Below are 21,631 nucleotides of genomic sequence, written 5' to 3'. Positions count from 1 at the left end.
TCTCCTCAGTGCAGCGCCGGCTGGCTGATGTGGCGGGCCAGGCGCAGCAGGTTGCAGGTGTAGCCGTACTCGTTGTCGTACCAGGCGACGACCTTGACGAAACTCGAGTCCAGCGCGATGCCGGCGCCGGCATCGAACACCGAGGGCTGCGGGCAGCCGCGGAAATCGGTCGAGACCACCGCTGCGTCGGTATAGGCGAGCACGCCCTTGAGCGCACCGCCGGCGGCCTCGCGCATCGCCGCGCAGATCTCCGCGTAGCTCGCCTCGCGGCTCAGTTCGACGGTCAGGTCGACCACCGAGACGTCGGAAGTCGGCACGCGGAAAGCCATGCCGGTCAGCCGGCCGTTCAGCGCCGGGATCACCTTGCCGACCGCCTTGGCCGCGCCGGTCGCGGACGGGATGATGTTTTCCAGGATGCCGCGGCCGCCGCGCCAGTCCTTGCCGGACGGACCATCGACGGTCTTCTGCGTGGCCGTGGCGGCGTGCACCGTGCTCATCAGGCCGCGGCGGATGCCGAAACGGTCGTTGAGCACCTTGGCCACCGGCGCCAGGCCGTTGGTCGTGCACGAGGCCGCCGAGACGATCGGCTGGCCGGCGTAGTCGGCGTGATTGACGCCATAGACGAACATCGGCGTGTCGTCCCTGGCCGGCGCCGACTGCACCACCTGGCGGGCGCCGGCCTCCAGATGGGCGCGGCAGCTTTCCTCGGTCAGGAAGAAGCCGGTCGCCTCGATCACCAGGTCGACGCCGACGCCGCCCCAGTCCAGCGCCGCCGGATCGCGTTCGGCGCTGAGCCGGATGCGGCGGCCATCGACCACCAGCGTGTCGCGGTCGACGCTGACTGCGCCGGCAAAACGGCCGTGCACCGAATCGTGCGTCAACAGATAGGCGAGGTAGTCGGGCTCGAGCAGGTCGTTGATCGCGACCACTTCGAGATCGGCGAATTCCGCCTCGGCGGCGATGGCGCGCAAGGCCATTCGCCCGATACGGCCGAAGCCGTTGATTGCCACCCGGATGGGCATGGTTGTCTCCTGTTTTTGTGAAATCTTGCGGTCGACCGCGGCAACGGCTCAAAAATCGCCGTCGCTGTCGCTGTTGCGCACGACGGTGTCGATCACCGCCCGTACCAGATGTTCGGCATCCAGCCCGAAGCGGGCATACAAGGCGGCAGCCGGCGCCGATTCGCCGAAACGGCCGATGCCCAGCACGTCGCCGTCGAGACCGACGTACTTGCGCCACGGATCGGGGTGCGCCGCCTCGATGGCGACGCGTGGCAGGCCGGTCGGCAGCACCGCCTTGCGCCACGCCGCCGGCTGCCGGTCGAAGCGCTCGGCGCAGGGCATCGAGACCACGCGCACGGCGACGCCCTGTTCGGCCAACTGGCGCTGTGCGGCCAGCGCGATGCCGATTTCCGAACCGGTGGACAGAATCGCCGCCTGCGCCGGGCCATCGGCCTCGCGCAGCACGTAGCCGCCGCGCGCGATGTCCTCGGCGCGGCCCGGCCGGTCGCCGCATTGGTCGAGGTTCTGGCGCGACAGGAAGAGGGCGCTCGGGCCGTCGCGGCGCGCCAGCGCCTCGGCCCAGGCGACCGCCGTTTCCAGCTCGTCGCAGGGCCGCCAGACGTCGAGGCCGGGAATCAGCCGCAGACTGCCGACGTGCTCGACCGGCTGGTGCGTCGGGCCGTCCTCGCCGAGGCCGATCGAGTCGTGCGTCAGCACATGGACGACGCGCTGCTGCATCAGCGCGCTCATGCGGATCGCGTTGCGGGCGTAGTCGGAGAACACCGCGAAGGTGCCACCGTAGGGAATCAGCCCGCCGTGCAGCGCGACGCCGTTCATGATCGCCGTCATGCCGAACTCGCGGACGCCGTAGGAAAGGTAGTTCGGCACGCTGTCGACCGCAGCCGCGTGCCAGGCCCGGCTGCCCTTGCCGGCGGTCAGGTTGGAGCCGGTCAGGTCGGCCGAGCCGCCGAGCAGTTCGGGGATGCGGTCGACCAGGAAATCGAGGCAATTCTGCGACGACTTGCGGCTGGCGATGCCGCCCGTCTTCGCCGCTGCGGTCGACAGCAGTTCGCCACGGATTTCCGGCCAGCTTTCAGGCAAGCCGCCGGCCTGGGTACGCTCGAATTCGGCAGCGAGCTCCGGGTATTGCCGGCAATAGGCGGCGAAGCTTTCGCGCCAGGTGCTTTCGGCCTGGCTGCCCGCGGCGCGGGCGTCCCACGCGGCGCGCAGGGCCTCCGGCACGACGAAGGGCGGATGCGGCCAGTTCAGCGCGGCGCGCATCGCGGCAATCTCGGTGGCGCCGAGCGGTGCGCCATGCACGTCGTGCGTGCCGGCCTTGCTCGGCGCGCCGTGGCCGATCTGCGTGCGGCAGACGATCAGCACCGGCTTGCCGTGCACCGACTTCGCCTCGGCAATCGCTGCCGCCAGCGCCGTCGCATCGTGTCCGTCGACCGGGCCGACGACGTGCCAGCCGTAGGCGCGGAAGCGGCCCGGCGTGTCGTCGCGGAACCAGCCGTCGACGTGACCGTCGATCGAAATCCCGTTGTCGTCGTAGAAGGCAACCAGCTTGTCCAGGCCCCAGACGCCGGCCAGCGAGCAGGCCTCGTGGCTGATCCCTTCCATCAGGCAACCGTCGCCGAGGAAGACCCAGCTGCGGTGATCGACGATGTTGTGGCCCGGCCGGTTGTAGCGCTGCGCCAGCAGCTTCTCGGCGAGTGCCATGCCGACCGCGTTGGCCAGGCCCTGGCCGAGCGGCCCGGTGGTCGTCTCGACGCCCGGCGTGTGGCCGACTTCCGGATGCCCGGCGGTCTTGCTGCCGAGCTGGCGGAAACGCTTCAATTCATCGAGCGGCAGGTCGTAGCCGGTCAGATGCAGCAGCGCGTAGATCAGCATCGAGCCGTGGCCGTTCGACAGCACGAAGCGGTCGCGGTCGGGCCACTGCGGGTTGGCCGGGTTGTGTTTCAGGTGGTCGCGCCACAGCACTTCGGCGATGTCGGCCATGCCCAGCGGCGCGCCGGGATGGCCGGATTTCGCCTGTTCGACGGCGTCGACCGCAAGAAAGCGCAGGGCGTTGGCCAGGTCGCGGCGCAGCGTGTTCGTCGTCATGTCTCTCTCCATGGCAGTCTCCCCGGGTCAGGCGCGGCGCTTGAGGTCCATCAGGCGCAGGACCATCGGCGTGAAGATCATCTGCATCGCCAGGCCCATCTTGCCGCCGGGGACGACCAGCGTGTTCGGACGGGTGAGCATGCTGCCGTGCAGGATGTTGAGCAGGTACTGGAAGTCGATGCCCTTCGGGTTGGCGAAGCGGATCACCACCATGCTCTCGTCGGCACTCGGGATGTCGCGGGCGATGAAGGGATTGGAGGTATCGACGATGGGCACCCGCTGGAAATTGACATGGGTACGGCTGAACTGCGGGCAGAGGTGGCTGACGTAGTCGGGCATGCGGCGCAGGATGGTGTCGGTCACCGCCTCCTGCGAGTAGCCGCGCAGCTTCTGGTCGCGGTGCAGTTTCTGGATCCACTCGAGGTTGATGATCGGCACGACGCCGACGCAGAGGTCGACCTGCGCGGCGATGTCGATGCCGTCGCCGGCCCAGGCGCCGTGCAGGCCTTCGTAGAACATCAGGTCGGTGTCGCCGCTAATCTCCTGCCACGGCGTGAAGGTCCCCGGCTCCTGGCCCCAGGGTTCGGCTTCACCGGCATCGTGCAGGTACTTGCGCACCCTGCCGCTGCCGGCGCGGCCGTAATCGACGAAGAGCTGTTCGAGTTCGGCGAGCAGGTTGGCGTCCGGTCCGAAATGGCTGAAGTTGAGATTGCCGGCGGCTTCCTGCGCTTTCATCTCGGCGCGCATGGCGAGCCGGTCGTAGCGGTGGAAGGAATCGCCCTCGACGATCTGGGCGTTGAGCTTTTCGCGCCGGAAGATGTGCTGGAAACTCTGCATCACCGTGCTGGTGCCGGCGCCGGACGAGCCGGTGATGGCGATGATCGGATGCTTGACGGACATGGCGGGACTCCCCGGAAGATGGAATGCGGCGGCTCAGTCGCGGAACAGCGAGCGTTCGGCGAACAGCGGCGAGACGAAGGGACGGTCGGCCCCGGTGTCGTATTCGTGGTGGTAACGTTCGAGCCGCTCGACCTCCTCACGCGAACCGAGGATCACCGGCACGCGCTGGTGCAGCGCTTCCGGCGCCACTTCGAGGATGCGCCCGCGCCCGGTACTTGCCGCCCCGCCGGCCTGCTCGATCAGCATCGCCATCGGGTTGGCCTCGTACAGCAGGCGCAGGCGTCCGGGCTTGGCCGGGTCCTTGTGGTCCTTCGGATACATGAAGATACCGCCGCGCATCAGGATGCGATGCACTTCGGCGACCATCGAGGCAATCCAGCGCATGTTGAAATCGGCTCCGCGGATACCGCTGCGGCCGGCCTTGCATTCGGCCACGTAGCGCTGCACCGGCGGCTCCCAGAAACGCTCGTTGGAGGTATTGATGGCGAACTCGCGCGTCTCGACCGGCACCCGGATGTCGGGATGGGTCAGGATGAAGTTGCCGCTCTCGCGGTCGAGCGTGAAACCGTGCGTGCCGCTGCCGACAGTCAGTACCAACATCGTCGCCGGGCCGTAGATGGCGTAGCCGGCGGCAACCTGCTCAAGGCCCGGACGGAGGAAATCGGCTTTTTGCGCCTCGCCTGCGGTCGACCGCGCCAGGATGGAAAAAATGCTGCCGACCGACACATTGACGTCGCTGTTCGACGATCCATCCAGCGGATCGAAGACCAGCAGATAACGACCGCGCGGATAATCGTCGGGAATCCGATACGGCGCCTCCAGTTCCTCGGAGGCCATGCCGGCCAGCTGGCCGCCCCACTCGCAATGGCGCAGGATGGCCTCGTTGGCCAGCACGTCGATCTTCTTCTGCGCCTCGCCCTGCACGTTGGTCGCCGCCGCGTAACCGGAAAACCCGGACAGCGCGCCCTTGCCGACCAACGCCGAAATACTCTTGACCGCCGCCGCAACGTCGATCAACAGCGCCCCCAGTTCGCTGTGCTGACCGCGGGTCTGCTCGATGACGAACTTCGACAGCGTGGTACGTCCGAATAGCATGATCTTGTCTCCAGTCATTGTTGTGTTATCGACGGTCGAGTCACGATAAGCGACAGTTGAATTAAGTGACAGTCAGGATTTTTTAAGCAGGCATTAAGTCATCGCTGATTAAAAAGGCCTGACCGCAGGCGTCAGAAAAGCTGACTGGCCGTCCCCGCGCCGGCGCCGTATCGTCGCGCCATGACAACCTGCCAAGCCCTGATCTTCGACGTCGACGGCACGCTCGCCGAAACCGAGCGCGACGGCCACCGCGTCGCCTTCAACGCCGCCTTCCGCGACTGCGGTCTAAGCTGGCACTGGGATGAACAGCGCTACGGCGAACTGCTCGCCGTCACCGGCGGCAAGGAACGCATCCGCCACTACGCCGCGCACGATGCCCCGGCCATCGCCGAGCGCCCCGACTTCGACGCGCTGGTCGGCCAACTGCACAAGATCAAGACCGCGCACTACCTGCGCCTGGTCGACCGCGGCCAACTGCCGCTGCGCCCCGGCGTCGCCCGCCTGATCAATGAAGCCCGACAAGCCGGCCTCCGCCTGGCCATCGCCACGACGACCACGCCCGAAAACGTCGACGCCCTGCTCCGCGCCAACCTCGGCCCCGACGCCCCCGACTGGTTCGACGTGATCGGCGCCGGCGACATCGTCCCGGCCAAGAAGCCGGCCCCGGACATCTACCAGTGGGTCCTCAACCGCCTCGCGCTGCCGGCCTCCGCCTGCCTGGCCATCGAAGATTCGGAAATGGGTCTGAAATCGGCGTTGACCGCAGGACTGCGCTGCGTGGTCACGATCAGCGAATACACCCGCGGCCAGGATTTTCGGGGAGCGGAAAGGGTGCTGGAGGGGTTGGTGGGGTGTTCGTTGGGGGAGGTGGTTTTGCACTCAAGCGGGGGAGGCGGTGAACAGCCCTGAGGCCATTACCCGGATTCGCCGCCCTTGACCGAAAGTCGCTGCCGCCCCTTCCTTGCGGTACGATGCGCCAACACAAAGACTAACCCCGTGCGCCGGTTTCCCGGTGCTTTTTCGGCATCTGCCGGTTTGCTGAGACACCGAGGCGACCGGGATCGGGGTTCGGAACCAAGGAGGCCGGTTGGTGATGCTGGACGGGATGCTGGTGCTCGGGGGCGGCGGGCTGCTGCTTGCGGTTCTGCTGTTTCTGCTCGGGAAGCTGCTGCGGATGCACCGCGAACTGGCGGCGCTGCGGGCCAGCGAGGCCTTGTTCCGGCGGCTGACCGAGGATGTTTCCGACGTGATCTGGCGCGCCGACCGGAACCTGTTCATCACCTACATCAACCCGACCGACGAGAAACTGCGCGGTTTCAGGGCGGACGAGGTGATCGGCCACCATGTTTTCGAGATGTTCACCGACGAGGGCATCGCGACGGTGAACGATCTGATCAAGCAGCGCCAGGACAGGGAGGCTGACGGCACGATCACCGGCGCGGTCACTTTCGAGGTCCAGCATCGCTGCAAGGACGGCCGGCTGCTGTGGGGCGAGGTGCTGTCGAAGCCGGAGCGCGACGCGCATGGGCGGATTGTCGGCTACCACGGGATCAGCCGCGAAACGACCGAACGCAAGCAACTGCAGGACCAGATCCAACAGCTGGCCTTCTACGATCCGCTGACCGGTCTGCCCAATCGCCGCCTGCTCGAGGATCGCCTCGGGCAGAGCCTGGCGTCGAGCCGGCGTTCGGGGATTTTCGGCGCACTGCTCTTTCTCGACCTGGACAATTTCAAGCCGCTCAACGATCTGCATGGCCACGAAGCGGGCGATCTGCTGTTGATCGAAGCGGCCCGGCGGCTCAAGGCCGGGGTGCGGGAAACGGATACGGTCGCCCGCTTCGGCGGCGACGAGTTTGTCGTGATCATCCGCGAGCTGGACCGCGATCCTGCCGTGTCACGCGAGCAGGTGGCGACGATTGCCGAGAAGATCCGCGGCCGGTTGGCCGAGCCTTACCGCTTGAGTGTCGAGCACGGCGGCCTGGCCGGGCAGGAAATTGAACATCGCTGCTCGGCGAGCATCGGCATCCGCGTCTTCATCGGCAACGGCATCGAACCCGACGAGATTCTGAAACAGGCCGATCTGGCGATGTATCGGGCCAAGGATGCCGGACGCAACACGGTCTGCTTTTATTGATCGACGGGCGCGGTCGGAACAGTAAGAAATTACTGAACAATTCCATAAAAATACGTGACTGTTATTTATCTTTTGTCCTTCCTAAGATGGTCTCCATTCCAGCCACCCGGCGAACACACCAAGGAGACAAAAGATGGATCAATCGAAGCGCTATGCCGACCTGAGCCTCAAGGAAGCCGAGCTGATCGCCGGCGGCCGGCACATCCTCTGCGCCTACCGGATGAAGCCCAAGGCCGGCCACGGCTACCTCGAAGCGGCCGCTCACTTCGCCGCCGAGTCTTCCACCGGCACCAACGTCGAGGTCAGCACCACCGACGACTTCACGCGCGGCGTCGATGCGCTGGTCTATTACATCGACGCGGCGAACGAGGACATGCGCATCGCCTATCCGCTCGATCTGTTCGACCGCAACCTGATCGACGGCCGGATGATGCTGGTCTCCTTCCTGACGCTGACGATCGGCAACAACCAGGGCATGGGCGACATCGAGTACGCCAAGATGGTCGATTTTTACGTGCCGCGTCGCGCCATCGAGTTGTTCGACGGCCCCAGCCGCGGCATCGCCGACCTCTGGCGCACGCTCGGCCGGCCGGTCGTCGATGGCGGCTACATCAGCGGCACGATCATCAAGCCCAAGCTCGGCCTGCGGCCCGAGCCCTTCGCCCGCGCCGCCTACGAGTTCTGGCTGGGCGGCGATTTCATCAAGAACGACGAACCGCAGGGCAACCAGACCTTCGCGCCAATGAAGCAGACCATCCCGCTCGTCTACGACGCGATGAAGCGGGCCATGGACGAGACCGGCGAGGCCAAGCTGTTCTCCGCCAACATCACCGCTGACGACCATTACGAAATGATCGCGCGTGGTGAGTACATCCTCGAGACCTTCGGGCCGGACGCCGACAAGGTGGCCTTCCTGGTTGACGGCTACGTCGGCGGGCCGGGCATGATCACCACGGCACGCCGGCATTTCGCCAACCAGTTCCTGCACTACCACCGCGCCGGCCACGGCGCCGTCACCAGCCCGCAGAGCAAGCGTGGCTACACCGCCTACGTGCTGGCCAAGATGAGCCGCCTGCAGGGCGCCTCCGGCATCCACGTCGGCACCATGGGCTACGGCAAGATGGAGGGCGAGAAGGACGACCGCGCCTGCGCCTACATCATCGAGCGCGATAGTTATCAGGGGCCGGTCTACGACCAGGACTGGTACGGCATGAAGCCGACCGTGCCGATCATCTCCGGCGGCATGAACGCGCTGCGCCTGCCCGGATTCTTCGACAACCTCGGCCACGGCAACGTCATCAACACCGCCGGCGGCGGTTCCTACGGCCACATCGACAGCCCGGCCGCTGGCGCCCGTTCGCTGCGTCAGGCCTACGAATGCTGGAAGGCCGGCGCCGATCCGGTCGACTGGGCGCGCGATCATCATGAATTCGCCCGCGCCTTCGAGTCCTTCCCGCAGGACGCCGATCAGCTGTATCCGGGTTGGCGGCACAAGTTGCGACCGGCGGCCTGAGCCCTGCGGTCAACCCCGCCACGGCGGGGTTTTTGTCGTTTGACCCCGGCCGGCGCAGGCTCTAAAGTTAAGCGATCGCTTCAACCGAAACCGCAACCAATCAGGCTATCATGAACTTCGTCCGCAACCTGACGCTGCGCCAGCTCCAGATTTTCGTCGTCGCCGCCCGCCACCTGAGCTATGCGCGCGCTGCCGAAGAACTGCACCTGACGCCGCCGGCCGTATCGATGCAGCTGAAACAGCTGGAGGACAACGTCGGCCTGCCGCTGTTCGAACGCATGGGCCGCGGTGTCGCGTTGACCGGCGCCGGCGAACTGCTGGTCCATCACGCGCTGCGCATCCTCGGCGAGATCAAGGACGCCGAAGCCAACCTGCAGTCGCTGGCCGGCGCCGAAAGCGGCCAGATTTCGGTCGGTCTGGTCAGTACCGCCAAGTACTTCATGCCGCGGCTACTCGCCAAATTCGCCCAGGCCCACCCGGGCATCGACGTCCAGTTCACCGTCGGCAACCGCGCCGCGCTGCTGCAGAAGCTGCAGGACAACGCCATCGACCTGGCGGTGATGGGCCGCATCCCGGTCGAAATCGATGCACACGGCGAACCGATGGCGCCGCATCCCTACGTGCTGGTCGCACCGGCCGATCATCCGCTGCGCGATGCCCGCCGCTTCGAACTGCACGAGCTGCGCCACGAAACGCTGCTGCTGCGCGAGGAAGGTTCCGGTTCGCGCCGCGTCGCCGAGGAAATGTTCAAGAATCACCTGTTCACCCCGGCCCGGACGATCAGCATGGGCAGCAACGAGACGATCAAGCAGGCGGTGATGGCCGGCATGGGGGTCGCGCTGCTGTCGCTGCATACCCTGCCGCTGGAATTGAAGACCCGCGAAGTGGCGATCCTCGACGTCGTCGGCACGCCGATCGAACGCACCTGGTACGTCGTGCACATGAACACCAAGCGGCTGCTGCCGGCCGGCGGCGAGTTCCGCGGCTTCCTGCTCGATGCCGCCGCTCCGGCGCTGGAAGCCGAATTCGACAACTACCTGCCCGGCAAAGCCCCTGGCCGAGCGGGGTGATACAATCTGCTGCACTGCAACATGAGCCCCTCCGACATGCATCCGCGCTTCCTTCTCGCCAATCTCGAAGAGCACCCGCTGCGCCAGCGCCTGAATAACGAATTCCACGCCCGGCCGCCGGTTCCGCTGCTCGGCGCCTGGCTGATCTCGCACCTGGTCTTCAAGCACAGCGCGACCACCGCCGAAGCGGAGCGCGAAAACCTGACCAAGCTTTGCCAGGGCCATGTCTGCAACGCCATCGACAGCACCGACGCGCACGTGATGATCGACGCCGGTGCTTTCCGCATGCGCTGGGAGCTGCATACCGAATTTTCCAGCTACACCTTCTTCCGCCCCCTCGATACCGGCGAACAGCTCAACCCGGAAGCCACCGCCTTCGATGCGGTGCATCCGGAATGGCTGTCCGGCATCCCCGGCAAACTGATGGTGGCGACCCACGTCGAGCTGCGGTCCACCGATGAAATCAGCCCGGATTCGGTGCTCGCCAGCCTGACGCCGAACGGCCGGACGATGGTCGCCGCCCGCGTCGCCGAAGAGGCCGCCTGGATCTTCAGCGACTTCAAGATCGACAACGGCTTCTCGCGCTTTCTGATCCTCAACGAACGGATGACCCAGCGCCAGACCGGCCGCACCGTGCAGCGCCTGGTCGAGATCGAGACCTACCGCCTGATGGCGCTGCTCGGCCTGCCGGTCGCCAAGGAAGTCGGCAAGTGGCTGTACGCCGGCGAAAAGCAGCTGGCCGAGATGATGGACCGGATCACCCAGGCCAGGACCGCCGAAGACGAGCGCGCCGTGCTGTCATCGCTGTCGGCACTGGCCGCCGAAGTTGAAAACTCGGTGGCCCGCACGACCTTCCGCTTCGGCGCCTCGCGCGCCTATCACAGCCTGGTCATGCAACGCATCGAGGAGTTGCGCGAAACCCGCATCTCCGGCCTGCCGACCTTCGAGGAGTTCATGCTGCGCCGCCTGCTGCCGGCGATGAATACCTGCACGACGATCGCCCGCCGCCAGGAGGAACTCTCCGCCCGTGTCGCACGCAACAGCCAGTTGCTGCGCACCCGCGTGGACATCGAACTGGAACGCCAGAACCAGGAACTGCTGACCCAGATGAACAAGCGCGCCAAGCTGCAACTGCATCTGCAGGAAGCGGTCGAGGGCCTGTCGGTGGTCGTGCTGACCTATTACGGCTCGCAGCTCGTGCAATACATCGCCAAAGGCACCAAGGAACTGCACCACCTGAACACCGACGCGATCACGGCGATCTCGATCCCAGTGATCGCCGGCCTGGTCGCCTGGGGCACGCGCCGGATGCGGCGCAAGCTCGCCGCCGAAGAAGCCAGTCAGCACTGATTTATAATTCGCCTTTTGCCTTCGGGACGACCATCGTGACCGCACCGCTTTTCGCTTCCTCCATCACCAGCCTGCCGCTCCTGTCCAAGGGCAAGGTCCGCGACATCTACGCGGTGAACGCCGACCAGTTGCTGATCGTCACCACCGACCGCCTGTCGGCCTTCGACGTCATCCTGCCGGACCCGATCCCGCGCAAGGGCGAAGTGCTGCAAGCGGTCGCCAACTTCTGGTTCGACAAACTGGGCCACATCGTGCCGAACCAGTTGACCGGCGTCGATCCGGAATCGGTCGTCAGCGAAAGCGAACGCGCACAGGTGCGCGGCCGTGCCGTCGTCGTCAAGCGCCTGAAGCCGCTGCCCATCGAAGCCGTCGTGCGCGGCTACGTGATCGGCTCCGGCTGGAAGGACTACCAGGCGACCGGCGCGATCTGCGGCATCGCCCTGCCGGCCGGCCTCAAGCTGGCGCAGAAGCTGCCGGAACCGATCTTCACGCCGGCCACCAAGGCGGAAGTCGGCGACCACGACGAGAACGTCTCGTTCGAACAGGCCGCCGCCAACTGCGACGCAACGCTGAACGACGCACTCAAGGGCACCGGCAAGACCGGCGCGCAACTCTGTGCCGAAGCCCGCGACGCCGCCATCCGGCTGTACAAGGAAGCCTCCGACTTCGCGGCGACGCGCGGCATCATCATCGCCGACACCAAGTTCGAATTCGGCATCGACGCGGCCGGCACGCTGCACCTGATCGACGAGGCACTGACCCCGGATTCCTCGCGTTTCTGGCCGGCCGACCAGTACGCCGAAGGCTGCAACCCGCCGTCCTACGACAAGCAGTACGTGCGCGACTATCTGGAAACCCTGGACTGGAACAAGAAGGCGCCCGGACCGAAATTGCCGCCCGAAGTCGTCGACCGCACCAGCGCCAAGTACGTCGAAGCCTACGAAAAGCTGACCGGCAACACGCTGTAAAAGCTTCGGGAACCCGGCAGACACCTGCCGGGTCGAACGGCAGTATCCCCAGAAGGAGACTGCCATGCGTTTTTCTTCCGATGCCCGCGACCGGGGATTCGATCTCCCCGGCATTCGCGCCCTTCCGCCGACCCGCCCCTTTGCCTGGCTGCGCGCCGGCTGGCAGGACCTGCGCTATAACCCGCTGCCGTCGCTGGCCTACGGCCTGCTCTTCGCGCTCGGCGGCGACCTGATCCTGCTGGCGGCGCTCGACCACCCCCATCTGCTGACGGTCGCCGTCACCGGCTTCTTCCTGCTTGCCCCGCTGCTCGCCGCCGGCCTTTACGAACTGAGCCGCGCCCATGCCGAAGGCCGCCGTCCGCTGTTCATCGATTCGCTGCGCATCTTCCGTCGGCATGGCGAATCGCTGGCCCTGTTCGGTCTGCTGCTGGGGCTGGCGGCGCTGATCTGGGAGCGCTTCTCGGCGATCGCCTTCGCGTTGCTGACCGGCGGTGGCGCGATCGACGGCAGCGTCCTGCTCACCGACATCGTGCTGCATGGCGAACACGGCTTGTTCGTCGCCACCTGGTTCGCCCTCGGCGGCCTGCTCGCGGCTTTCGTCTTCTGCCTGTCGGTGGTTTCGGTGCCGATGCTGCTCGACCGCGACTGCGACATCGCCACAGCCATGCTGACCAGCCTGCGCGCCACGCTGGCCAATCCGCTGCCGCTGCTGCTGTGGGCGAGCCTGATCGTGACGCTGACCCTGGCCGGGTTCGCCACCCTGCTGTTCGGACTGGTGCTCATTCTGCCGATCCTTGGCCATGCTTCGTGGCATGCGTATCGCGAACTAGTAGAATGATCGCTTCCGACCCTGCATGACGGGCGGCATCGACCGCCCTTTTTATTGCCTCGACATCATGACGACCGCCACCAACCCCCTGCTCGACTTCACCGACCTGCCCCGCTTCGACCTGATCCAGCCGGAACACGTCAAGCCGGCGATCACGCAACTGCTGGCCGACGGCCGCGCGCTGGTCGAACGCCTGACCGATGACGCGACGCCAGCCACCTGGGCCGACTTCGCCGGCGCCCTGAGCGACGGCCTGGAAGGCTTCGGCCGGGCCTGGGGCATCGTCGGCCACCTGCATTCGGTCAACGACGTGCCGGCCTGGCGCGAGGCTTACAACGAGATGCTGCCGGAGGTTTCGCGCTTCTACACCGAGCTCGGCCAGAACCTGAAGCTGTTCGACAAGTACCGGGCGCTGAAGAAAAGTGCCGAATATTCGACGTTGACCGCAGAACAGCGGCGCATCGTCGACAACGAGGTGCGCGATTTCCGCCTCGGCGGCGCCGAACTGCCGGAAGACCAGAAGCCGCGCTTCCAGGCGATCATGGAAGAACTGTCGCAGATCGCCGCCAAGTTCTCGGAAAACCTGCTCGACGCAACCAACGCCTTCGCCGAGATCGTCACCGACGAAAGCCTGCTCGCCGGCCTGCCCGACTACGCGAAGGACGCCGCCCGCGAAGCTGCCGAGAAGGCCGGTGTCGACGGCTGGAAATTCACGCTGCACGCGCCCTCTTACGGTCCACTGATGCAATACGCCGAAAACCGCGAGCTGCGCCAGCGCCTGTACCGCGCCTACGCGACGCGCGCCGCCGAGATCGACAATGGCTACTCGAAGCCGGAATGGGACAACGGCCCGCTGATCAAGCGCCTGCTCGAACTCAAGGCAGAAGATGCGCAGATGCTCGGCTTCAACAACTTCGCCGAGGTCTCGCTGTACACCAAGATGGCCGACACGCCGGCGCAGGTGCTCGACTTCCTGCGCGACATGGCGAAGAAGGCCAAGCCCTTTGCCGAGAAGGACATCGCCGAACTCAAGGCCTTCGCCCGCGACGAGTTGGGCCTGACCGACTTCCAGCCCTGGGACGCCGCCTACGCCTCCGAGAAGCTGATGCAGGCGCGCTACGCCTTCTCCGAGCAGGAAGTGAAGCAGTACTTCACCGAGCCGAAGGTGATCGCCGGCCTGTTCCAGGTCATCGAGAGCCTGTTCACCGTCAAGGTCAAGGAAGACAAGGCGCCGGTGTGGCACGAGGACGTCCGCTTCTACCGCATCGAAACGCCGGCCGGCGAGCTGGTCGGCCAGTTCTACATGGACCTCTACGCCCGCGAGACCAAGCGCGGCGGCGCCTGGATGGACGAGGCGCGCTCGCGCAAGCGTACCGCCAGCGGCATCCAGAAGCCGATCGCCTACCTCAACTGCAACTTCGCCCGCCCGGTCGGCGGCAAACCGGCGACCTTCACCCACGATGAAGTCATCACCCTGTTCCACGAAACCGGCCACGGCCTGCATCACCTGCTGGCGCGCGGCGAGGAACTGGGTGTTTCCGGCATCCACGGCGTCGAGTGGGACGCGGTCGAACTGCCCAGCCAGTTCATGGAAAACTACTGCTGGGAATGGGACGTGCTGCAGGGCATGACCGCGCATGTGGACAGCGGCGCACCGCTGCCGCGCGCGCTCTACGACAAGATGCTCGCCGCCAAGAACTTCCAGAGCGGCATGATGACCGTGCGCCAGCTCGAATTCTCGATCTTCGACATGCGCCTGCACTACGAGCTTACTGACAAAAGCAGCGCCCCCCAGGGCGAGAAGACCGTGATGGACGTACTCGCCGAAGTGCGCGACGAGGTCGCCGTACTGATCCCGCCCGCATGGCACCGCTTCCCGAACAGCTTCTCGCACATCTTCGGCGGCGGCTACGCGGCCGGCTACTACAGCTACAAGTGGGCAGAAGTGCTGTCGGCCGACTGCTACGCGGCCTTCGAGGAAGCCGGCGATCCGTTCGACCCGGTGGTCGGCAAGCGTTTCCTCGAAGAAATCCTGTCGCGCGGCGGCGAGCGGCCGGCGCTGGAGAACTTCACCGCCTTCCGCGGCCGCGCCCCGAGCCCGGACGCGCTGCTGCGCCACAGCGGCATGATCGCCGCCTGACCCCTGCCGGAGAATGCGCATGCGCCGACTGTTGATCGCCTGCCTCGCCCTGAGTTGCGCAGCCGCCCAGGCCCAGGTTTACCGCTGGACCGATGCCAGCGGCCGTACCGTCGTTTCGGACACGCCACCGCCCGGCAAGGCACGCAACGTCGAACGAAACACCGCCACCCCGCTCCCGGACGACGGCCTGCCCTATGCCGTGAAGCGGGCCGCAGAAGCCTTTCCGGTCGTGCTGTATACGGCGCCGAACTGCGTCACCGAATGCCAGCAGGCGCGCGAACTGCTGAATGGCCGCGGCGTTCCCTTCACCGAACGAAAACTGGAAAAGCCCGAGGAAATCGCCGAGTTGAAGCAGTTGGTCGGCGAACCCTACGTGCCGTCACTGAAAGTCGGCAACCAGAGCCAGCGCGGCTACGATGCCAATGCCTGGCACAAACTGCTCGACCTCGCCGCCTACCCGAAAACCGCCGCCAAACGGAGCACCTCCCCGTGAAGATCGCCAGCTGGAACGTCAATTCCCTGAAGGTCCGCCTGCCGCACCTGCTCGACTGGCTGGCCGAAGCCGTGCCGGATGTCGTCTGCCTGCAGGAACTCAAGCTCGAGGACGTCAATTTCCCGCGCGCCGAGATCGAAGCCGCCGGCTACCACGTCGCCTTCTCGGGCCAGAAGACCTACAACGGCGTCGCGCTGCTGGCGAAAAGCCCGATCCACGATGTGCTCTACGGCAACCCGCTGTTTCCAGACGAACAGAAGCGCTTGATCAGCGGCACCGTCGACGGCGTGCGCGTGGTCGGCGCCTACATGCCGAACGGCCAGGCCGTCGGCAGCGACAAATACGACTACAAGCTGCGCTGGTTCGACGCGCTGGCCGAATGGCTGAACGGCGAACTGGCAAAGCATCCGCAACTCGCGCTGTGCGGCGATTACAACATTGCGCCGGACGACCGCGACGTCCACGACCCGGACCGCTGGGCCGGCGAAATCCTGTGCTCGGAAGCCGAGCGCAGCGCCTTCCAGCGCCTGCTCGGCCTCGGCCTGGAAGACAGCTTCCGGCTCTTCGAGCAACCCGAGAAAACCTTCTCGTGGTGGGATTACCGGATGCTCGGCTTCCAGAAGAACCTCGGTCTGCGCATCGACCACATCCTGCTGTCGCGTCCGCTCGCCGAAAAATGCACCGCCGCCGGCGTCGACCGCGCACCGCGCAAGCGCGAGCGGCCGTCCGACCACGCGCCGGTGTGGGCCACGCTGGGTTGATTTTTCGATGAATGCTGCGGTCGACCGCACCCGTATCCTGAATCTCTACCCGGCGCTGCACGGCCTGCCGACGGCCCGACTCGATCGTCTGCTGGCAGGCCAGGCGCTGCACCTGCCGGCCGGTACGCAGGTCTTTGCCGAACATCAGCCCTGCCAGGGTTTTCCGCTCCTGCTCGACGGCAGCATCAAGGTCGTCAAACAGGCCGCCAGCGGCCGCGAGCTGGTGCTCTACCGGGTCGTGCCGGGCGGCTCGTGCATCATTTCGTCGTCCTGCCTGCTCGGCCACAGCGACTACAACGCGCGCGGCATCGCCGAAACGCCGCTGACGCTGCTCGCCCTGCCGGTCGGCGAATTCTCCCGCCTGCTGGTCGAACATCCGCCATTCCGCGATTTCGTCTTCCACCTGTTCGCCGAACGCATCGGCGAACTGATGCAACTGGTCGAGGAAGTCGCCTTCGCTCGTCTCGACCAGCGGCTGGCCAAGCTGATCCTCGGCCGGCAGAGCGACACGCTGAACGTCACTCACCAGCAACTGGCCGATGAACTGGGCAGCGTACGCGAGATCGTCAGCCGGCTGCTCAAGGGCTTCGCCGCGCAGGGCCTGGTTTCCCTCGGCCGCGAGCAGTTGACCGTGACCGACCGCAGCGGCCTGCAGAAACTGGCCCTTGTGTGACCCAGGTTACATACCGCCATCACCGCCGGCGCGTACATTGGCACCGTCAACAAACCCTTGATGGAGAACCGCTATGAAACCGAACGTTGGTGGCATCGACAAAATCCTGCGCATCGTCGCCGGCATCGCCCTGATCGCCTGGGCACTCACCGGTGGCCCGGTCTGGGCATGGATCGGCGTCGTCCCCCTGGCCACCGGCCTGATGGGCTGGTGCCCGCTCTATCCGCTGCTCGGCATGAATACCTGCCCGCTGAAGAAGGACTGAGACGGCGCAAGGCTTTCCGGGCTTTTTCGCAGAAGGCGGCAGGGGTAACCCGAGCCGCCTTTTTGTTTTCTGCGGAAACGCCCGCAGCCAGAAGCTTTCGCACCTGCACTGCAGGCAAGCATCTGGCGGAGGGGGATGGCATAATTGCCGCAAAGATGACCGGCTGACCTGATTCGGCCTTCATCAAAAGACAAAACTCCCGTTCATCCGTCACGATCATGAAATCCACTTTTTATGACCTGCTTCAGGTCTCAAGCAAAGCCAGCGATGAAGTCATCTCGGCCGCCTACGAAAAGCTCTCGGAAAAGCTCAAGGCCCAGATGCAGACAGGTGACCAGGATGCACGGAATCAATTGATCTTCGTCGAAGAAGCCTACGCCACCCTGTCGATCGCCGACCGTCGCCGGAGGTACGATGCGACGCTCAACGCCCCCAGCGATAAGCGGGCCACGCCGCAAAGTGATTGGCACTCCGAGGCTTTTGCACCGACCGAACCTTCGCTTGCCAAGCGGATGCTGCTCGGTGGTTCGCTTTGCCTGCTGGCGTTCGGCGCTTATAAATTCCTCGGCCAGAACGACCACAAAGCCATACAGGAAAAGCAGATCAGCATTCAGGAACGGCGCGACAACAGCGCCATTCAAACTGACACTTACCGCGCAGAGAACGAACGGATGCAGATTCAGGGCAGCATCAACAATCAGGAAAAGTTGATTGATCGTTCTTACGAGATCGCCCAGCGAGAAGCAGAACAGCGCCAGCGGGAATTGGAGTATCGGGCGAACGCCCAGGCACAAATGCTGGAAATGCAACGCGAGCGCCACGAAGCACGGGTACAGGCAGAGAAATGGCAACAGGCCCAGATCGAGAAGGAGACCAAGATGCGTGAGGAAAAAATGGCTGCCGACGAACCGAAACGCCAGCTCTGCCGGATGTACGCGCTCAACGGAAAAACCGCGGATTACAATGCCAACCGGTGCTATCGCTACTGACACTCGGATGGCCTCCCGTAACCTGAGCGGATTCACTCATCCCGCGGGGAAACCCCTCATGCGCACGATTTTCGTCATTTCCGTCGTCGCCCTGCTGTCGCAAAGCGGCGTCAGTCTCGCCGGCCCAGCCGCCTGGTACCGCTGGCAGAATGCCAACGACCCGCTGATCCTCTGCTCGCAAACGCCGCCCGGCGATGGCTGGGTGATGGTTCAGGGGCCGTTCCGGGACAGCGCCTGCCGCAAACCCGGACAACCGGACTGAAGGAAGTATCTACCCAGTTTCAGCGGGTGAGATAGTTGGCGATACGCACGTAATCCTCGACCGGCAGGTCTTCGGGGCGCAGCGTCGGGGCGATCGACAAGGCCGCGAAGCCTGCTTCGTCGAGCACGCCTTTCAGCGTGTTGCGCAGCATTTTCCGGCGTTGCGCGAACGCGGCCTGGACGACTTTCTCGAGCATCGCCGGCGATCTTGCGGTCAACGCTTCAAGTGGCTTGGGAATCAGCCGGACCACGGCCGAGTCGACCTTGGGCGGCGGATCGAAGCTTTCCGGCGGCACGTCGATCAACCACTCCAGCCAGAAACTGTACTGCAGCATCACCGACAGCCGGCCGTAATCGGCGTTGCCGGGCTCGGCAACCATGCGCTCGACGACTTCCTTCTGCAGCATGAAATGCATGTCGCGCACTTGTTGACCGTAGCAGGCCAGGTGAAAGAGCAGCGGCGTCGAAATGTTGTACGGCAGATTGCCGACCAGCCGCAGATCGCTGCCGATGCTGGCGAAGTCGAAGGCCAGCGCATCGCCTTCGTGGATGCTCAGGCGCTCGGGCGCGTGCTGTTTTTTCAGGCGGGCGATCAGGTCGCGGTCGATCTCGACGACGTGCAGCCGGTCGACACGCTCCAGCAACGGAATGGTGATAGCGCCAAGGCCGGGGCCGATTTCGACGACGGTATCGTTCCGTTTGGGATCGATTGCCGAGACGATGGCACCGATGATGCCCCGGTCGATCAGGAAGTTCTGGCCGAATCTCTTGCGGGCGACATGTCCCTTCATGATTTTTTCCTTGCTGCCATGCGTGCGGCTTCGCCGACCGCTGCGAACAGGCTGCCGGCATCGGCCTTGCCGGTACCGGCCAGTTCGAGCGCCGTGCCGTGGTCCACCGAGGTACGGATGATGGGCAGACCAAGCGTGACGTTGATGCCACGGCCGAAGGTTGCATACTTGAGGGCAGTCAGCCCCTGGTCGTGGAACATCGCCAGCACGGCGTCGCCGCCGGCCAGCACGGGTGGCGTGAACATCGTGTCGGCCGGGTACGGGCCGGACAGCCGCAAGCCGTCGGCACGCAGCCGTTCCAGCGCCGGCGCGATGACCTCGATCTCCTCGCGCCCGAGATAGCCGCCTTCCCCCGCGTGCGGATTGAGCCCGGCGACCAGGATATGCGGCTCGGCGACGCCGTACTTGCCGCGCAGATCGGCGTCGAGAATGCGCAGCGTATGTTCGAGCAGATCCGCCGTCAGGGCGTCGGGCACCTCGCGCAGCGGCAGGTGCGTGGTCGCCAGTGCGACGCGCAGCGGACCGTGCGGCGTATCGCCGGCAAGCATCATGACCACCAGCGGCGTCGCGGTCTTTTCGGCGAGGTATTCGGTGTGGCCGGTGAACGGCACGCCACCGGCGTTGATCACGCCCTTGTGTACCGGCGCCGTCGCCATTGCCGCGAATTCGCCGGACTGACAACCGACTAGCGCGCGGTCGAGCAGTTCGAGCACGTAGGCCGCATTGGCCGGATCGAGGCGACCGGCGTCGGCCGCCGCGCGCAGCGGAACGTGGATGACTTCCAGAGTATTGCGGTCGACCGGCGTTTCCGGCGAAAAATCACGGATTTCGACGTCGACCGCAAGCGCCGTCGCCCGGGCTTGCAGCAGTTGGCGGTCGGCGAGCACAACCGGGCGCCCGGCGCCGGACCACCCCGCCAGACGCAGACACAGTTCGGGACCGATGCCGGCCGGTTCGCCGCTGGTGACGGCGATCACCGGTTCGCTCATTGCTGCTCCAGGCGATTCTCGACGTAGGTACGGTCACGCAACTGGCGCAGCCAGTCCTGATACGCCTCGTCGAGCTTGCGCTCACGGATCGCCTGACGGGCAACCGTGCGCTGGCGCTCCGCCGAAACGTCCTTTTCGCGGCGCTCGATGACCTGAATCAGGTGCATGCCGAACGGCGACTGCACGACCTCGCTCAGTTCGCCCGGCTTCAGGGCATTCATCGCCCGCTCGAATTCCGGCACCGTATCGCCGGGATTCAGCCAGCCGAGATCGCCGCCCTTGGCCGCCGAACCGTCCTGCGAATACAACCGGGCCTGTTCGGCGAAATCCTGGCCGTTGACGATGCGCTCGCGAACGATGTCCAGCTTGTGCTTCGCCTCGCTTTCCGAGGTCACTTCATTGACCCGGATCAGGATATGCCGCGCATGCGTCTGCTGGATCGACACCGGCCCGTTGCCCCCTCGCTTGCCGAGCAGCTTGACGATGTGGAAACCGGCCGACGAACGCAACAGGTCGCTGACCTGACCCTCACCGAGACGCCCGGCGATTTCTGCATAGAGTTGCGGCAGGCGGCTCAACGGACGCCAGCCGAGATTGCCGCCCTGCAGGGCGTCCGGCGCATCGGAATAGGCCGCGGTCAATTCGGCGAAGTTGTCGCCGCCCCGGGCCTTGGCCAGCGCCTGTTCGCCGCGCAGGCGAAGTTTCTGCAACTGTTCCGGCGAAGCCGACTCCGGCGCCCGCAACAGGATGTGGGCGAGCTGGTATTCCTCGTTGCCGCCGCTGGCGGTCTGATTGGCGAGATAGTTGTCGATCTCGCCCTCGGAAACCACCAGCTTGCTTTCGACCTCGCGCTCACGCAGACGGGCCATCGTCATTTCGCCGCGGATTTCCTCGCGGAACTGGGCATAGGAAACACCGTCCTTTTCCAGTGCGCTGCGAAACTGTGCCGGGCTCAGGTTGTTGCCGGCGGCGATGCGGCCGAGCGCCTGTTCCAGTTGGGCATCGTCGATACGCAGGCCGCTTTCCTTGGCATACGAGAACTGCGCGCGTTCCATGATCATCCGCTCAAGCATCTGGCGCTCCAGCACATCCTGCGGCGGCAGGGGCGTTCCCTGCTTCTCGAGTTGGCGCAGCACCCCGGCCAGCCGGGACTTGAGTTCGTTATGGGTGATCACGCCATCGCCGACGACGGCGACGATGAAGTCGGCATCCTGCGTTTCGGCCAGCACGGTTTTCGTCGGCAGGGCGAACAGCGACAGGAGAAGGCAAAGGGCAGTCAGGAATCTGGTCATGTGATGAAAAT

General features: G+C 65.3%; 21 protein-coding genes. 14 read left to right on the top strand and 7 right to left on the bottom strand.

Annotated features, from left to right (window positions below; genetic code table 11):
* Positions 1 to 5 precede the first annotated feature (5 nt).
* The 4 genes from gap to L0962_RS14465 are packed head-to-tail and all read right to left on the bottom strand — an operon-like array spanning position 6 to position 5,102.
* Entirely contained in the window at positions 6 to 1,022 is a 1,017-nt protein-coding gene (gene gap, locus L0962_RS14480; protein ID WP_234087171.1) for a type I glyceraldehyde-3-phosphate dehydrogenase, read from the bottom strand.
* A gap of 48 nt (positions 1,023 to 1,070) precedes the next feature.
* A complete protein-coding gene (gene tkt / locus L0962_RS14475; RefSeq protein ID WP_234087166.1) occupies positions 1,071 to 3,107 on the bottom strand; it encodes a transketolase in 2,037 nt (678 codons plus the stop codon).
* 27 nt (positions 3,108 to 3,134) lie between these two features.
* The gene (locus L0962_RS14470) at positions 3,135 to 4,007 is read right to left on the bottom strand and encodes a phosphoribulokinase (protein ID WP_234087164.1); all 873 of its coding nucleotides are present in this window, start codon (positions 4,005 to 4,007) and stop codon (positions 3,135 to 3,137) included.
* A 33-nt stretch (positions 4,008 to 4,040) separates the two neighbouring features.
* Positions 4,041 to 5,102, bottom strand: a complete 1,062-nt coding sequence (locus L0962_RS14465; RefSeq protein ID WP_234087163.1) for a class 1 fructose-bisphosphatase — start codon at positions 5,100 to 5,102, stop codon at positions 4,041 to 4,043.
* A 180-nt stretch (positions 5,103 to 5,282) separates the two neighbouring features.
* Between L0962_RS14465 and L0962_RS14460 the strand changes: the two genes are divergently transcribed.
* The 14 genes from L0962_RS14460 (at position 5,283) to L0962_RS14395 (ending at position 18,549) form a co-directional block, all read left to right on the top strand.
* Entirely contained in the window at positions 5,283 to 6,011 is a 729-nt protein-coding gene (locus L0962_RS14460; protein WP_234087162.1) for an HAD family hydrolase, read from the top strand.
* 184 nt (positions 6,012 to 6,195) lie between these two features.
* Entirely contained in the window at positions 6,196 to 7,236 is a 1,041-nt protein-coding gene (locus L0962_RS14455) for a sensor domain-containing diguanylate cyclase (RefSeq protein WP_234087351.1), read from the top strand.
* A 133-nt stretch (positions 7,237 to 7,369) separates the two neighbouring features.
* On the top strand, positions 7,370 to 8,749 hold the full coding sequence (locus L0962_RS14450) for a ribulose-bisphosphate carboxylase (protein ID WP_234087160.1): 1,380 nt from the start codon (positions 7,370 to 7,372) through the stop codon (positions 8,747 to 8,749).
* 110 nt (positions 8,750 to 8,859) lie between these two features.
* Complete coding sequence (locus L0962_RS14445) at positions 8,860 to 9,819, top strand: LysR family transcriptional regulator (protein WP_234087159.1); 960 nt, start codon at positions 8,860 to 8,862, stop codon at positions 9,817 to 9,819.
* 21 nt (positions 9,820 to 9,840) lie between these two features.
* Positions 9,841 to 11,169: a DUF3422 family protein gene (locus tag L0962_RS14440; RefSeq protein WP_234087158.1), complete on the top strand. Its 1,329-nt coding sequence runs from the start codon at positions 9,841 to 9,843 to the stop codon at positions 11,167 to 11,169.
* Between the two features lie 35 nt (positions 11,170 to 11,204).
* On the top strand, positions 11,205 to 12,137 hold the full coding sequence (locus L0962_RS14435; protein WP_234087157.1) for a phosphoribosylaminoimidazolesuccinocarboxamide synthase: 933 nt from the start codon (positions 11,205 to 11,207) through the stop codon (positions 12,135 to 12,137).
* Positions 12,138 to 12,201: 64 nt separating this feature from the next.
* Entirely contained in the window at positions 12,202 to 12,975 is a 774-nt protein-coding gene (locus tag L0962_RS14430) for a DUF2189 domain-containing protein (RefSeq protein ID WP_234087156.1), read from the top strand.
* A 58-nt stretch (positions 12,976 to 13,033) separates the two neighbouring features.
* On the top strand, positions 13,034 to 15,106 hold the full coding sequence (locus L0962_RS14425; RefSeq protein WP_234087155.1) for a M3 family metallopeptidase: 2,073 nt from the start codon (positions 13,034 to 13,036) through the stop codon (positions 15,104 to 15,106).
* A gap of 19 nt (positions 15,107 to 15,125) precedes the next feature.
* Positions 15,126 to 15,599, top strand: a complete 474-nt coding sequence (locus tag L0962_RS14420) for a glutaredoxin family protein (protein ID WP_234087152.1) — start codon at positions 15,126 to 15,128, stop codon at positions 15,597 to 15,599.
* Positions 15,596 to 16,360, top strand: coding sequence for an exodeoxyribonuclease III (xth, locus tag L0962_RS14415; RefSeq protein WP_234087151.1), 765 nt, complete (start codon positions 15,596 to 15,598; stop codon positions 16,358 to 16,360). The genes L0962_RS14420 and xth overlap by 4 nt, the downstream gene beginning before the upstream one ends.
* Before the next feature lie 7 nt (positions 16,361 to 16,367).
* Positions 16,368 to 17,033, top strand: coding sequence for a Crp/Fnr family transcriptional regulator (locus L0962_RS14410; RefSeq protein WP_234087150.1), 666 nt, complete (start codon positions 16,368 to 16,370; stop codon positions 17,031 to 17,033).
* 73 nt (positions 17,034 to 17,106) lie between these two features.
* Positions 17,107 to 17,298: a DUF2892 domain-containing protein gene (locus L0962_RS14405; protein ID WP_234087149.1), complete on the top strand. Its 192-nt coding sequence runs from the start codon at positions 17,107 to 17,109 to the stop codon at positions 17,296 to 17,298.
* A 218-nt stretch (positions 17,299 to 17,516) separates the two neighbouring features.
* A complete protein-coding gene (locus L0962_RS14400) occupies positions 17,517 to 18,287 on the top strand; it encodes a DnaJ domain-containing protein (RefSeq protein WP_234087148.1) in 771 nt (256 codons plus the stop codon).
* A gap of 58 nt (positions 18,288 to 18,345) precedes the next feature.
* On the top strand, positions 18,346 to 18,549 hold the full coding sequence (locus tag L0962_RS14395) for a hypothetical protein (RefSeq protein ID WP_234087146.1): 204 nt from the start codon (positions 18,346 to 18,348) through the stop codon (positions 18,547 to 18,549).
* A 19-nt stretch (positions 18,550 to 18,568) separates the two neighbouring features.
* On the opposite strand, the gene rsmA is transcribed toward L0962_RS14395, so the two are convergent.
* The 3 genes from rsmA to L0962_RS14380 are packed head-to-tail and all read right to left on the bottom strand — an operon-like array spanning position 18,569 to position 21,620.
* A complete protein-coding gene (gene rsmA / locus L0962_RS14390) occupies positions 18,569 to 19,339 on the bottom strand; it encodes a 16S rRNA (adenine(1518)-N(6)/adenine(1519)-N(6))-dimethyltransferase RsmA (protein ID WP_234087145.1) in 771 nt (256 codons plus the stop codon).
* Positions 19,336 to 20,328 carry a 4-hydroxythreonine-4-phosphate dehydrogenase PdxA gene (pdxA, locus tag L0962_RS14385; RefSeq protein ID WP_234087144.1) on the bottom strand — a complete coding sequence of 331 codons (993 nt, stop codon included), beginning with the start codon at positions 20,326 to 20,328 and terminating at the stop codon, positions 19,336 to 19,338. Before pdxA ends, rsmA begins: the two co-directional genes overlap by 4 nt.
* Complete coding sequence (locus L0962_RS14380; protein ID WP_234087143.1) at positions 20,325 to 21,620, bottom strand: peptidylprolyl isomerase; 1,296 nt, start codon at positions 21,618 to 21,620, stop codon at positions 20,325 to 20,327. Before L0962_RS14380 ends, pdxA begins: the two co-directional genes overlap by 4 nt.
* Positions 21,621 to 21,631: the final 11 nt, after the last annotated feature.

This window comes from Azonexus sp. R2A61, assembly GCF_021401135.1.
GTDB lineage: Bacteria > Pseudomonadota > Gammaproteobacteria > Burkholderiales > Rhodocyclaceae > Azonexus.
Note: the sequence above shows the minus strand (reverse complement) of the source record. Positions and strands in the feature narration are given on the sequence as shown.